Source organism: Streptomyces sp. NPDC090022, from assembly GCF_044748145.1.
Taxonomy (GTDB): domain Bacteria; phylum Actinomycetota; class Actinomycetes; order Streptomycetales; family Streptomycetaceae; genus Streptomyces.
The window spans coordinates 123,443-136,905 of record NZ_JBIVFN010000016.1 but is presented as its reverse complement, the minus strand read 5'-3'; the positions used below and the strand labels follow the sequence as shown (position 1 = coordinate 136,905).

The 13,463-nt window shown below is 72.7% G+C and carries 10 protein-coding genes and 1 pseudogene; 3 read left to right on the top strand and 8 right to left on the bottom strand.

The window, feature by feature from the left end:
- Nucleotides 1-135: 135 nt before the first annotated feature.
- On the bottom strand, nt 136-1,233 hold the full coding sequence (locus tag ACIPXB_RS25480) for a hypothetical protein (protein WP_401453666.1): 1,098 nt from the start codon (nt 1,231-1,233) through the stop codon (nt 136-138).
- A 423-nt stretch (nt 1,234-1,656) separates the two neighbouring features.
- Between ACIPXB_RS25480 and ACIPXB_RS25475 the strand changes: the two genes are divergently transcribed.
- Complete coding sequence (locus tag ACIPXB_RS25475) at nt 1,657-2,748, top strand: ParB/RepB/Spo0J family partition protein (RefSeq protein WP_401453664.1); 1,092 nt, start codon at nt 1,657-1,659, stop codon at nt 2,746-2,748.
- A gap of 177 nt (nt 2,749-2,925) precedes the next feature.
- Here ACIPXB_RS25475 and ACIPXB_RS25470 read toward each other — a convergent pair whose 3' ends face one another.
- The gene (locus tag ACIPXB_RS25470; protein WP_401453662.1) at nt 2,926-3,822 is read right to left on the bottom strand and encodes a hypothetical protein; all 897 of its coding nucleotides are present in this window, start codon (nt 3,820-3,822) and stop codon (nt 2,926-2,928) included.
- Between the two features lie 157 nt (nt 3,823-3,979).
- Between ACIPXB_RS25470 and ACIPXB_RS25465 the strand changes: the two genes are divergently transcribed.
- Nucleotides 3,980-5,014 carry a hypothetical protein gene (locus ACIPXB_RS25465; protein ID WP_401453660.1) on the top strand — a complete coding sequence of 345 codons (1,035 nt, stop codon included), beginning with the start codon at nt 3,980-3,982 and terminating at the stop codon, nt 5,012-5,014.
- A 38-nt stretch (nt 5,015-5,052) separates the two neighbouring features.
- Here ACIPXB_RS25465 and ACIPXB_RS25460 read toward each other — a convergent pair whose 3' ends face one another.
- The 6 genes from ACIPXB_RS25460 to ACIPXB_RS25435 form a co-directional block, all read right to left on the bottom strand.
- The gene (locus ACIPXB_RS25460; protein WP_401453659.1) at nt 5,053-5,703 is read right to left on the bottom strand and encodes a hypothetical protein; all 651 of its coding nucleotides are present in this window, start codon (nt 5,701-5,703) and stop codon (nt 5,053-5,055) included.
- A 141-nt stretch (nt 5,704-5,844) separates the two neighbouring features.
- Nucleotides 5,845-6,576, bottom strand: a complete 732-nt coding sequence (gene cas6e / locus ACIPXB_RS25455; protein WP_401453657.1) for a type I-E CRISPR-associated protein Cas6/Cse3/CasE — start codon at nt 6,574-6,576, stop codon at nt 5,845-5,847.
- Nucleotides 6,573-7,418, bottom strand: a complete 846-nt coding sequence (gene cas5e / locus ACIPXB_RS25450; RefSeq protein ID WP_401453655.1) for a type I-E CRISPR-associated protein Cas5/CasD — start codon at nt 7,416-7,418, stop codon at nt 6,573-6,575. Before cas5e ends, cas6e begins: the two co-directional genes overlap by 4 nt.
- Nucleotides 7,415-8,776 (bottom strand): type I-E CRISPR-associated protein Cas7/Cse4/CasC, encoded by a 1,362-nt coding sequence (locus ACIPXB_RS25445; RefSeq protein ID WP_401453653.1) that lies wholly within the window; start codon nt 8,774-8,776, stop codon nt 7,415-7,417. The genes cas5e and ACIPXB_RS25445 overlap by 4 nt, the downstream gene beginning before the upstream one ends.
- Nucleotides 8,773-9,387, bottom strand: coding sequence for a type I-E CRISPR-associated protein Cse2/CasB (gene casB / locus ACIPXB_RS25440; protein ID WP_401453651.1), 615 nt, complete (start codon nt 9,385-9,387; stop codon nt 8,773-8,775). Before casB ends, ACIPXB_RS25445 begins: the two co-directional genes overlap by 4 nt.
- Nucleotides 9,384-11,000, bottom strand: coding sequence for a type I-E CRISPR-associated protein Cse1/CasA (locus ACIPXB_RS25435; RefSeq protein ID WP_401453649.1), 1,617 nt, complete (start codon nt 10,998-11,000; stop codon nt 9,384-9,386). Before ACIPXB_RS25435 ends, casB begins: the two co-directional genes overlap by 4 nt.
- A 104-nt stretch (nt 11,001-11,104) precedes the next feature.
- On the opposite strand from ACIPXB_RS25435, the pseudogene cas3 reads away from it, so the two are divergent.
- Nucleotides 11,105-13,321 (top strand): annotated as a pseudogene (gene cas3 / locus ACIPXB_RS25430) (CRISPR-associated helicase Cas3'); the annotation flags it as partial.
- Between the last annotated feature and the right edge of the window lie 142 nt (nt 13,322-13,463).

Genomic DNA, 13,463 nt, shown 5'->3' with positions numbered 1-13,463 from the left:
CAGACTTACTGACCTGGGACTTTAGGCGAGCCGAAGGGCGTTTGTGAGCACTTTCAGAGAGTCGGGTATTCCGTGCATACGACGCCTGTCCCACCGAATCCTCTTGAAGCCGACCTCGACGATTCACCATCGACTTCACACCCCCGGGTTGGCAGGGCTGGACGGAACAGGCGACGGCGCGGCAGGCGTCAGGTCCTGGGGCAGGTCCGGGACCGGGAGGCGGTGTTTGAGCGCGCGGTGGATGGCGCCGGCCATGACCACCAGCAGGGGCAGGGACAGCGCCTCGGGGAGGTTCAGCAGGGAAAGCAGCCAGCCGAAGGCGATGAGGGTGCCGACGAACAGGCCGTAACCGAGGAGCTTCGCCCCCGTAGCCTCGGTGCGGGGCGGTGGGCCCTGCCAGGCGGGGTCGGCCGTGAGGGCGGCCGTGGCGACCAGGGGGCCGGCGCTGGCCGGCTCGTGCGCCGGGGCGACCGTACGGGACAGGAGCGATGCGACGATGGCGTACAGGTCTCCGAGTGCGGACCGGTCGCCGTCCACCAGGCGGACCTTGGCCGCGTGGAGGTTGCGTACGACCTCCTGTGCCTGCGCGCGCAGCCTGGCCCGGTGGACCGGGTCGGTGCGCCGGGGCTCCAGTTCGGCGTAGCGGCCCAGCGCCGCGCACAGGTCGTCGACGGCGGCGCAGACCGCGGAGCCGTACGAATACCCGCGGGCCTCACGGTCCTCCCGCGCCGGCGGCCGGCACGCCTCGACGGCGCGCACCGCCATGAGGGTGGTGTGCTCCAGCGGCAGGGACCGGGCCAGCATCCGGCGGTCCACCTCGCAGAGCACCAGGACCGCTCCGAACATGCCCCACAGCAGCGGCATCAGCCACGGGCGCCCCTCGGAGAACTCCCCGTTGAGGACCAGGAACACGCACGCCACGACGCCCAGGCCCGGGAACAGCCACACCAGCAGGACCGACAGGGCCGAGAAGCGGCGGTCCTCGAGTCGCAGGCGCAGGCGGCCCGCGTCCGGGAGCTCCGCACCGGCCGGGACGTGCGCGGCCAGGGTGGCGACGACCTCGGCGGCGCGGTCCTGCGAGCTTCGGCCCCAGCCGATGCGCCGGGCCGCCCGGAACACTCTCCCGTGCGGTCGGCGGGATCTGCCCGCCCACTGCGGGCCGACGAGCCACAGAGCCAAGGCGGTATAGACGGAAGTGCCCCATAACAGGTGGGTGAGAAGGCTCTTCATCATGGGTCGATCATGCGGGCCCGCACGGACATCCCCGGCCCCGTCGGACACGGAGCACGTGCGGCGCAATCCGCTGCCCGTGGCCGCGCCCGGTCGAATACAGTGGGGGCACCAAGTTACTCAGGCACGGAGGGCCCCACGCTCGTGGGGGCCCTCCGCCGTGTCCGCGCCTCCGCGCGCGCCGCCTGGTTGCTGCGTTCGCACCGGTCCTCGCGGCCTGCCGCAGCCTCAGGCGACCTGCAGCTTCGGGCGGCCGGTCGGGGCCGGCGGGGCCTGGTGGTACGTCGGGAGCTTCAGGTTGGCGAGGTCGCCGGCCTGGATGCGGGCCATGGCCGCGCGGAACGCCGCCTCCATCGACTCCGGGCTCTCGTACTTCGCCGCCAAGCAGTCCGAGGCGATGCGCGAGATCGCGCGGCGGATCACCGCATGAGCAAGAGCGACCTTCTCGGCACCGGTTCGGCCTTCAGCAACGCGCGCCGCAACTTCGGTACGGACGAGGAGATGACCCGCTTCGGCGAGGAGCTGCGCCAGGCCCAGCTCTCGGCGTGCGTCGTGGTCAGCCGGAGCGCCTACCTCGCACTGTGGTCCGACCACGCGCCGCGGATCGGCTCCGCCCCGTACGTCCTCATCAACGGCGAGCGCCGCTTCCGCAGCGCGCTGCACGTCGGGCTGGAGGCGCTGGACTTCGTCGTACGCGACGACCTGGCCGCCTCCCGCACGGACTTCATCGACCACCTGCTCGCGGAGAACCTCGAACGCGAGGACTTCGACGTGATCGAGCGTGCCCGTGGTGTGCAGCAGCTGGTCGACATCTGCGCGGAGGAGGGCCGCGAGCACGGGGCGAAGTCCCGGGCCGCGGAGCGGCTGGGCAAGTCGCCGTCGTGGGTGACCAACCAGCTGGTGCTGCTGGAACTGCCCGACGAGATCCAGCGGATGCTCAGCGCCGGCGAACTCCCGGAGCGGGACGGCCGGGCGCTGGCGCGCACGGCCAAGGACCGGCCGGACGCGGACGCGGCCGCGCTGCTGGACCTCCTGAAGCAGAACAAGGAGCAGGAGGCCCAGGTCAAGGCGGTGCAGAAGGAAATCCTGCGCGCCAACCAGGACTCCGTCCCGGCCCGTGTGGCGGCGGAGCCGGGTCCGGCGACAGGCCCGTCACCGAGCGCTGCGGGTGCGGCGGTGGCGACCGCGCAGACGGCCCGACTTTTGTCCGCGGACAAAAGTCGGGGCCCCGAGGCCCCGTCGGAGACGTCCGCCCCCGCCGATGACCCGGTGAAACCGGCTCCCGTGGCTCCGATGACCCCAGCGGTCCCGCGTGTGTCGCACACCCCTGCGGCACAGCCGGTTCGGGAGGAGCAGGAGCCGTCGGGAGCCATCCCCTCCCAGGCACGGGGAACGGACACGGGTCCGCTTCCGTGGCAGGACCCAAGGGCCGTGTACGACGCGATCTGGGCGAACATGTCGGCCAAGCACCGCGAGGAGCTCACAATGCTCCTGATCGAGAGTCACCAGGAACGCTAGCGGCCACTGACACGGCCAGAGGGGCCCACCGCACGCACTGCGCGGTGGGCCCCTCCGCGTATCAGCATGCGCGCCAAGATGCGCCTCGACCTGACCCCGGAGCCCTTCCCCTTCCTCCCGCCGGCCCGTAGCAGGCGCCCGGTGGCCGGGGTGTGTGCCCACAAGCCGGAGGGCCGTCTACAGACCGGCACGCACGAGGAGCTCCTCCGCCTGTTCCCGGGTCAGGTCCGGCGGAGCCGGTGAGCGGGGAGGGCACGTGTGGGCGCTCCGTTTGAAGGAGAGAACCCACTCCGTCAGGGGGTCGTCGGTCGCGGCGGTGGCAATGAGGCTTTCGCGCAGGGGCGCGGGAGTGTCCGGGCGTGCCGCGATCGTGTTACGGACGTGGATGTCGGGGTCCCGGGCCAGCCGATTCCGCAGCTCGGCGGGGAGGTTCGGATGGTCGGCCACAGCTCTGCGTACGCCGGAGTCCGGGTCAGCGGCCAGTTCCGGGGACGGATCGGCATGGCGGACCGCGAGGGAACGGGTCTCGGGGTCGGCAAGGAGTGCGGGCAGGAGGTCCGGCGGTGGTGCGTAGACCGTGGCCGCGGTCCTGCGGACATCCGGATCGGGATCGGTCAGCAGGGCCCGGCGCACGGGCTCCGGTGCCTGCCGCCCGTACTGGACGACGGACGACCGTACATACGGCTCGGGATCTGCGGCCAGGACAGCCAGCAGTTCGTGCGACAGATGCTCGTTCATCGCCAGGAACGCGCGCACAGTGGGATCCTGGTCAGTGGCCAGGCGCGCCCAGAGCCCGGGCGGTTCGTCTTCGACGCTCGCCGCGACCGCGGCCCGGACTGTCGGCTCGGGATGCTCTGCCAGGTGGGCCCTGACGTGGGCTGGAACAGAGGCGTTGGCTGCGAGACTGCGTGCGGAGCCGAGTCTGATGATGTCGGCGATCAGCTCCTCCGTCAGGTCTCTGCGCAGAAGGGCCGCCGAGCGGCGGGCTTGCGGATGCCGGAGCAGGCGCCGCACCAGCTCGGCGGGGAGGTCCCTCTGGACAGCGAGAGCGCTCAGCTCGGCATCGAGATCCATGCACCGCAGGCTACGGCTTGTCCCGTAGCGCCTGAAGAAGATGCGGAGCACCTCTGGTCACCTCTTCGGGAGGACTCCGCATGCCGACGATGAGAAACACGTTGGCCGGTCGAACACCGAGCTGCGACGATGCCCCTGTTTCTCTCGCGGAGGATGCTTGTTCGTTTTCGTGTGTGCTGGCTGTGGCGCCAGTCTGACCATCCCGCTGTCCCAGGTCGCGTTGCCGGTACACGCTCATCAGAAGTACGGGAACGGCATCCAGCTCCCGGTGCTCATGGAGTCGGGCACGTTCGCCGTGGACCCGGAGCCCTCGGGGCCGCCCGGAGCGGTCGTCATCGCGCCGGGCGACGCCGGCGGCACGGTGCTGATCCCGAACCACCGCGGGGGCGGCTACTGCTGCGGGCTCGACGGTGCCGACGGCCCCAACGTGGCCTGTGCGGAGTGCGGCCTGCCCGTGGCGAGCCGGATCGACGACTGCTCGCTCTGGCAGGCGACGTGGCTCGCCCCGAACGCCGTACGCCGCCTTCCCGTCGACGGTGCGCGCGTCGAGCCGCTGTCGTGGTCGGATGTGGTGGCGCAGGGGAAGAGCACGCCCCCGTACGAGCCGCTGGCCACATGGGGGTCGCGGATGGCGGCGGGCCACTGGTCGAACTACTGGTGGTCGTGGAGCCCGCAGTGGGAGGCGGCGGCCGGCCGGGCGCTCGCCCACCTGCTGGCGGCTTCGGAGGGACAACCGGTGATCGTCCCGGACGGCCTGGCCGGGCAGGTCTTCCAACGTACGCTCGACACCCTGCTGCCCGCGGGTCCGCAGGCGCGGCGCGCCGTACTGGCCGGTCCGGGACTGCCGGCTCCCAGCCGAGACGTCCCCATCCTCCTCGTGCCGTCCCATCCTCAGACGGGGAAGACCTGGACCCCGGCGGACCCGGCACCACACCTGGTTCCGCTGCCGTCCGGCGTGTGGCGGTCGCTGGCCTTCCCCGGGCCGGACCTGCCCGTCCCCACGTCGGGCGTCCTACCCGCCGGCGTCCTCCGCGACGACTTCGACCCGCCCGCACCGCGCCCACGTCGCCTGTTCCGGGCCGACCCGGATGTGTTCCGGCATGCCCTGGTCCGGCTGCCGGCCGTCCGTAGCCCGTGGCTGCGCGAGATCCTCGACAACCTCACGCACCACATGCGCACCGGCCTCTTCTAGGGCTGTCCCGTAACCGCCAGGAGGGGTGAGAGACGGGCTCAGTCTGTCTCGCCGTCTGCTTCTGCGGCCCAGCGACGGATGTGCGGGTCGGGTTGCGCTCGGGCGGATGCGAGGGTGCTGTCGAGCAGGTTGTGCAGAGATGGCGGGTATGCCGTGCGGGAGGGAGGCAGGTACAGCAGGACGCGGTGGCGCATCTGCACGGTGGTGGCTTCGGCGAACACCTGCAGGGATGCCTCCAGCCAGGCGGCCTCGATGTCCTGTGACTCGTCCAGAGCGGGATCACGTACCCCACCGGGGCCGTACGCCGGGGACCGATCTGCACGCAAGGGGACATGGGCGCTGTACCAGGCCCGTACGGCACCGGCTCGCTCGGCATCCGTGCCGGTCCGCAGACAGTCGACCAATGCCGCCATCACACGGCGGCGTCCGAATGCGTAGACCGCCGGCTCGACGTACCAGCGGCAGAAGCTGGGATCTGGGTCGTATACGGATGCGGCCATCAGCGGGGCGAACAGTTCGTCAGGCAGATGTGCGCGTTCGAGCAGGGGCTTGCGCACCGCATGGGCCAGGTGGCGGGCCTGGTTGTTCGGCGGCATGGCGACGTCTTCGACGCCCAGCAGCCGAGCCACCTCTGTCGCGCATGTCAGGAATGAACGCGGTTCCATGCCGCTCTGCTCGTCTTCGGTCATGCCGGCATTCTGGCCTGGTCATCTCCGGAGTCGAACAACTACCCGTACTCCACCGGTCAACCATGCCGAGGGGCTGCAGGTCGCTCTCCGAGGCCCGACTTTTGTCCGCGGACAAAAGTCGGGAGCCCGTACCGCGTCCGCTCAGCGTGTCAGAACCAGTCCGCAGCTGTAGGCGCGAGCGTGGCCCAGGCCGTTGGAGAGGGTCTCCACCAGGGCTTCCGGGTCGGTCACGGTCAAGGAACCGCGGATCTCCGCGCGGGCGATCTTCAGGCCCTTGTGCGGGGCGGGGCTGGAGACCGTGGGGAGCATGCGGACCGCCAGGGTGGCCGGGTCGGTGGTGGCGCCGATGCGGACCACGCCGTCCGCGGCGGTCGCCGGCTCCCCCGCGGCCTGGAGGCGACGGACGAACCAGTTCTTGACGTGCTCCGGATTGCTGTGCGGGACCCGGGTGCCGCGGACCTTCTCCTCGACCGGCCGGCCCGACGGCTTGCTGCGGGTGGGGTTGACGACCGTACGGAAGCCGACGGCGTCCCCGGTCCTGAAGGTGCGGTCGACCGTGATCGTGTGCGGTGGGCCGGTGAGGGCGGCGCGCGGGATGCGGCTCCAGTCGCCGGGGACCCGTGACTGCACGACCAGGACGAGAGCTGCCGCCTTCAGGTCGACCGACCACGTCGACAGGACGCCCATCTGGGAGCGGGCGGCCGGGTCGCCGTCCTCGACCCAGCCGCGGAAGCCGCTCATGACGGTGCGGTGCATGTCCTGGGCGTCGACGAGGGACTTCGCCACGTACGGATGGCGGGCGTCCAGGGTCAGGACGGAATGGGTGGTGACGAAGCGGGCCACCGTGGTGGGAGCGGTGCGGGGGGTGCTCACAGGATGAGGTCCTTCCAGCCGGCGGCGGTGGGGGCGATCGTGACGCGCGTACGGGTCTCCCAGCGTGTGGTGTGGAGCCGGCGCGCCGGGTCGAAGCTGACCGGCTGGTCGTTGACGGGCGCCGCGCCGGGGGCGCCGGCGGGGGTCTGGACCCAGGCCCAGGGGCGGCGCCCGGAGGCCGGAGGATCCGGGTTGGGCAGGAGCTGCTGGGCGGCGAAGACCTCGGCGAGTGTGCCGGACAGGACGCCGACGGCCAGGGTGCCGGACGGCGGGCAGGACTTGCGGCCCAGCCACAGTAGCCGCTTGGGGTGTTCCAGGGCATGGGCAATCTCCCCCAGCCATCCCTGGTCCTCGTGCTGGAGTCCGACGAGGAAGGCGGCGTCCGACAGGTACCAGCGCTCGGTGATCAGCGCCGTACGGGAGAGCTTGCCCGAGACCAGGGCCCCGGAGACGGGATCGGCGGCGATCTTCTTGGGTGCCCCGTACCAGTCGGCGAGTTCGTGGTGCCCGAAGCTGTCACCGGTGGCCGCCTCCAGCCCGGCGGAGACGGCGGCCGCGCGCCGGTGGTCGGTGATGACGTCGCGCGGGCGCAGGGGGTAGGTGCCGGCGCCGACGGAGTGGTAGTCCCGTACGGGGGTGCCGGGATGGTCCGCCCGTACGCCGAAGAAGAGCTCGGCGAGGTCGTCCACCGGGTCGGTGCGGTCCCGGCCGAGGGCCGCGGCGCACAGCCCGACGACCGCCGACTTCGTGGGCCTGCTGTGGGTGTCGCGGCGGGAGAAGCGGGACACCGCCCCCCAGGACTGGAGGGGGGCGGCGAGCCGTACGAGCAGGACGTGCGTCACGCCGTCAGCCCCTCGATGGACGTCACCGGGTCGGCGCCGAGAGCCTTCAGCTCTCCGAGCAACCGGTCGATCTCCGGGTCGTACGTCAGGACCTTGCCGGCCCTGATGTCGGCGCGGCGGCCGCTGACGAAGACGTGGTGGCACATGAGTCGTCTGACCGCGGCCGGGCCGGCGGGGCCTTCGCCGCCCTTGTCCTCGGGGTTCTCGTCGATCGGCCGCTGGAAGGCGGCGGCGTAGTTGTAGGGCCGCTCCCCCTCGAAGGCGAGCACCAGGGCGGGCAGCGAGCCGGTGGAGGCGGTGGAGTTCTTCTTCGCCTCGGGGAAGGCGTCGACGAAGGCGTTGACGAACTCCACCTCGGCGGCGGCGGAGGCCTCCTCGGCCTCCTGCTCCGTCATGCCGGCGGCCCGGAGGTTGGTGCGGAGCTTGACGCGGTCCAGGACGGCGTGCCGGTAGAAGGTGCCGGAGATCAGGGACTGGTAGCCGGTCATTCCGGCGCCGGCGTCGTCGGCCGCGTCCAGGAAGTCCAGGGCGTTCTTCTTCCGGTCGAGCTTGGCGTCGTCGGCGGCCGCGTAGAAGTCGTCGAGCTGCTCGGCCTCGTGGACCGTGAAGGCATGGCTGCTCTGGACGGCGCCGTCGACGTTCGGGGAGTCCGCGATCTCCGCGAGGAAGCGCCCGTAGAGGGCGATGTCGATGGCGTCGCGCGGCGCGAAGGCGGTGAGAACCGCGGCCCGCGTCTGCGACGGCAGGGCGGGCAGGGACTTCGTGTCGGCCGGCCCCTCCCCCTCCTCCGGCTCCCCCTCGGAGGACTCGACGGACTCGGGCTGTGGCTTGCGCCCGCCCTTCTTGGGCTTCGCGGCGGCGGCCTGCGCGGCCAGGTAGCCGGCCGTCCAGGCCCGGAGCGTCCCGTCCTCCTCGGCGATGTGAGCCGCGATACGGGCGCCGGCGTCGGACGGGGCGAACAGGAGCACCTTGGTCAGGTTGGCGACGGTCTTCTTCGCGGGATCGCCGAACTTCAGCCCCGTGGCCTCGATGACCGCGCGGGCGGTCCTGACCGCCTCGTCCTTGTCCCAGCCGTGCTCGGACTCCAGGGCCCGGGCGGTGATCAGGGCCCACTCGCGGGTCCGGGTGCCGGTGGTGTGCCTGGCCAGGGCGCCGACACCCGCGTTGGCACGGTTGCGGGCGTGGACCCGCTCGGCACGGCGGCGCGCCTGACTGGTGATCATGTGGCGTTCGGCGCCGCCGTAGACGATCGACTTGGGCGAGCCGTTCTCGTCGCGGACGGGCAGAACCGCGACGAGGGTCTCGAGCAGGTGCAGGGAGAGGAACTGGCTGCTGGTGGAGGGAGCGGTGCTGGTCACGTGGTGGTGTCCTTCTCGGTCGTCGCGTGGGCGGCGGCGGTACCTGCGGTCTTGTCACTGCTGGAGGTGCTGCCGGACCGGCCGGGAGGCGTGTGGAAGTCCACGGCCCACTCGTACGCGATCCGGGCCCTGCGGTCGTTCCACCGCCCGAGGTCGTCGGCGAGCCTGGCCCACGAGGGCGGCGGCTGATCGCACGCGCGCAGCCGGGCGACCGCGTGCTGGAGATGGCGCCACGGGATCCGGCGGCTGCTGACGATCCGGTCGATCAGCCGGGACGCTCCGGGGTCGTCCGGTCCGCGCCCCGCACCGCTGCCGATGCGGCGCGCGGCGTCGCCGAGGCTGCCGTAGCCGTACGAGGGCTTCGACTGGCCCCGGTGGTACACCGCGAACAGGAACGCCACCTGCTCGTACACCTCGCGCTGCTCCGGGTCGAACCAGCCGGCGCGGATATGGGCGTTTCCGCGGACGCGCGGCCGGCGCAGCTCGGCGAGCTGCCCGTACTCGCGGTTGCGGACGAGGGAGGCGAGCCACGCCGTCAGGCGCTCGCTGGGCTGCCTCTCCTCGCGGACGGTCGCCGTCACGTCGTCCGCGGTGTTCGGCGGGGTGCTCATGCGGTCTCCCCCTGGAGTTCGGCCGGGGCCTTGGGATGGGACAGCTCGGTGTCGAAGCGCCGCAGGGCCGCGGCGTGGGCCTGGGCGCCGCGGGAGTTGCGCGGCAGCGAGTCCAGGCACTCGGTGAGGAACTTCCGGGCGGCGGCGACGACCGTGGCGGCGTAGTCGAGGAGGGACTCGTGGACGGGCTCCCCCGCCGCGGTGTCGTCCAGCAGCGTGTAGAAGGGCTCCTCCGTCGCCTGCCAATGCCTGCCGCGCGCGTCGAAGCGGGCGAGCTGGCCGGCCTTGTCGGCGGGCTTGGGGTTCGGGTAGGCGATCAGCCAGGCCGCGTACGCCGCCTTCGACAGGCTGGTGGCGACGTGCTCGGCGATCCTCGAGCCGCGGTGCGAGGCCCGGTCCAGTGCGGCCCCGAGCCCGGGCGCGTACGGGAAGGTGCCGTTGACCCAGGTGATGGCGGTGGTCTGCTTGGCGACCAGTCCCACCGCCCACAGCTTGACGCTGTGCGGGGGCGGCTGGCCGGGCCCCCGGACGGCGTCGGCGCCGGGGAGGAGGGCGAGCCGGCCGTAGAGGTCGGTGCCCTTGTTCACGAACCCGGGGTCCTCGGCGCGTGCCACCGCCGCGTACAGGGCGTGGGCCTCGCGCCACACGGCCCGGGTCGTCGACGCCCACAGGGGCTTCTTGCGGCCGTCGGAGGTCTGCGCGTAGACGGCGTCCTGGAGGTCCGACGGGCCCAGGGCGAGGATCTCGCCGGCGCCCATCAGCACCCGGTCCACGGCACTCCCGTCGGGCGTCGCGCGCATCAGGATCGAGCGGCCGAGGTAGCTGTGCAGATCGGCGGGTCCGGTCACCGGGCGGCCCGGCGGCTTGGTCTTGAATCCCCGGCGCTCGGTCGGTCCGGCCGTCCACGTCCGGTTGAACACCCCCGGCAGTCCGGCGGACGGCGTCAGGTTGAGGCGGAGGGTGGCGCCCAGGGTGGGGCCGAGGGCGACGACGCGGATCCGGGCGCTGAGGCGGCCGACGCTGAGGTTGGTGAGGGTCGGTCCCAGCGTCTCCTTGCCCGAGATCCGGGCGCGGCCGGCGGGCCCGTACACGTGCTGGGTCAGCATGGCCCGAAACGCCTCGGCCACGGGTAACGGCGCCGGGTGCTCGAGGTGGTGGTGGTCGAAGAACTGGTTGTAGTCGCCCACGTGCTCGACCACCATCTGCGCCGGACCGGCGCCGCGCTGGTCGAGGAACGGGGCGAGGAGCGCGTTCTGGCCGAGGGGTTCGGCGGGGTGGAAGAGGTCCCAGACCTCGTCCTGCGGCCGGCCCGCCAGCCAGGCGGCGGCCCGGTCCAGCGGGCGCGCCTCCTCCACCCAGTCCCGCCATTGCGAGGCGGTGGCCGGATAGGTCTCCGATGCGTAGCAGATGGCCAGCAGGTACTCGAGGACGGCGACCGTCTCGCCCGGGGTGGAACCGGTGAGGGCCAGCAGGCCGTCGGCCTCTTCGAAGACCTCCACGAGGCTGAGCTCGACGCGCTCGCCCTTCGCTGTCAGTGCCTCGACGCATGCTCGGTGCCGGGGATCCCACTGCGGACGTATCGCACCCCGGGGCGGGGTGTGTGATTCAGCCAAGGTGCATCGTTCGCTCTCTGCTCATAACGGTCCCCTGCTGGAATGAGCCCGGAATCTAGCAAGCTGGTGGGGGAGTTGTGGCAGGTTTGCGAGATTTACGGAATATGAACTGCCCTCCCTGGCTGTGGTGTTGGGGCAAGACAGACCAGGACGGAGCATCGTCCGATGCGGGTGGTCCGGCCTGGAACCCGCTGGTCGCGCACCTACTGGACACCGCCGCCGTGACCGGGGAGCTGTGGGACCGGTACCTGCCCGTACCCGTGCGGGCGCGCCTGACCGAGGCCTTCGGCGGTGACGAGGGGGAGGATGCCGCGGTGGCGCGGTCGGTGACGGCCCTGCTCGCCGGCCTGCACGACCTGGGCAAGGCCTCCCCCGCCTTCCTCGGCCGGTTCGGCCTCGGACCCGGTGCCACGTCACTCCTGCACGCGGAGCGGGAACGCTGGGAGGCGACGGCCCGTGCCCACGGACTGCCGTTGCCCACGGAGTGGGCCGGCGTTCCCGCGGCCCGCCACGAGCACATCACGGCAGCAGTGCTGCCTGGCCTGGCCGGGTGCCGCTGCCCCGGCACGGGTGACGGCGCCGACTGCCGGACCCACCGCGGCCTGTACGTGGCGGCGGCCTGCCTCGGCGGTCACCACGGCCACCTGCCGACCCCCTCGGTGATCCGCAACGCCTTCCCGGCCTCCGGCGGGCCGGCCTGGGACGCCGTACGGGCGGGCCTGGCCGAAGCCGTCGCCGAGCAGGTCGGCATACGTCTGGACCGCCTCCCCGAACTGGTGCGCCTCGCCCGCCCGGCCACCCTGGTCCTCTTCACCGGCCTGGTGGTGCTCGCCGACTGGATCGCCTCCGACACCAGCCGGTTCCCGTACACCGACCCGTACGCCGACCCGGCCGACGAACCGGCCGACGAACCGGCCGTCCTGTGGCGGCGGGCGCAGCGCCGGGCCCGGGAGGCGGTCACCGCGCTGGGCCTGGACCGGTGGCAGCCCAAGGAGGCCGACTGGGGCGGGATGTGGCCGGGTACCGAGCCGCGCCGCTTCCAGGCGGGCGCGATGCGGCTGCTGCCCGAGCGCGGCCAGGTCCTGGTGGTCGTGGAGTCCGACACCGGGTCCGGCAAGACCCGCCTCGCCCTGTGGTGCGCGCACCACCTCGCCCAGCGCAACGGCTACCAGGGCGTCTACTTGGCCATGCCCACCCGCGCCGCCACGCACCAGGCCGCCCTGGAGGTCGAGGGGTTCCTGCCGGGCGCAGTGGACGCGGACCGGGCCAACCTGGCGCTGGTGCACGGGACCGCGGGCGCCTCGGACCTGGTCCACCGGCTCGTCGACGCGGCCCGCGCGCCGTCGGCCGGCGTGGACGGGGGCGAGGACGAAGGCCCGGGCGGCAGGGGAGCGGACGACCTCGCGGCATCCGCGGAGCAGGTCCTCACCGTCCACGACTGCGAGGGAACGGCGGCTGCTGGGCCGCGTACGTCCGCCGCAGCGCGGGCGGTGCTGGACCCCTGGTACCTGAGGCGCTGTCTCGGCCTCGTCGCCACCTTCGGGGTCGGCACGGTCGACCAGCTCGTCCTGTCGGCCCAGCCCTCGCGCCACTGGTTCCTGCGGACCTTCGGCCTCGCCTGCAAGACCGTGGTCATCGACGAGGCCCACGCGTACGAGCTCTACCAGCAGCAGCTGCTCGGCGCCGCCGTGGAGTGGCTGGCCGACGCGGGCGCGTCCGTCGTCGTCCTGTCCGCCACGCTCCCGGCCGCCGTCCGGGAGGCCCTGACCGGGTCCTGGTGCACCGGGTTGCGCGTGACACCGGACGACCCGGGGAAGGAGGGCCCGATCACGATGGTCGACGGCGCCGGTGCTGTCCGCAGGGGCGGCCCGCGGCCCGAGGAGGTGGCGCCGTTGCGGACGACCATCAGCCTGGAGGCGGATCCTGGCCCGCACGAACTGGCGGCCCGGCTCCTGGACCGGGCGCGCGGCGGCGGCTGCGTCGGCGTGGTCCGTACCCGGGTGGACTCGGCCGTCGCCCTGTACGAGGCGGCCCGGGCGCAGGCCGAGCGGCACGGCTGGGACCCGGCGGAGGTCCTCCTCCTGCACGGGCGGAAGCTGCCCCGTGACCGCCAGCCGATGGAGGAACGCCTCACGGCGCTCCTCGGACCGGCGGCGGACCCCGAGCTGCGGCGCGCGGGGAAGCCGAACCCGGACCGCCCGGGGCGGCTGCTGGTGATCGCGACCCAGGTCATCGAGCAGTCCCTCGACCTGGACTTCGACCACCTGGTCTCGGACCTCGCGCCGATCGACCTGATCATCCAGCGGCGCGGGCGCCTGCACCGGCACGCGGCGAACGACGCGCGGCGCCCTGCCTGGTGCACGGAGCCCGTGGCTGCCGGCGGTCCGGCGGCCGCGCGGATGCTGGTGCTGCACCACCCCGACCCACGGGCGGAGGGCCTGCCCCTGGTCGAACCGTCGTCGT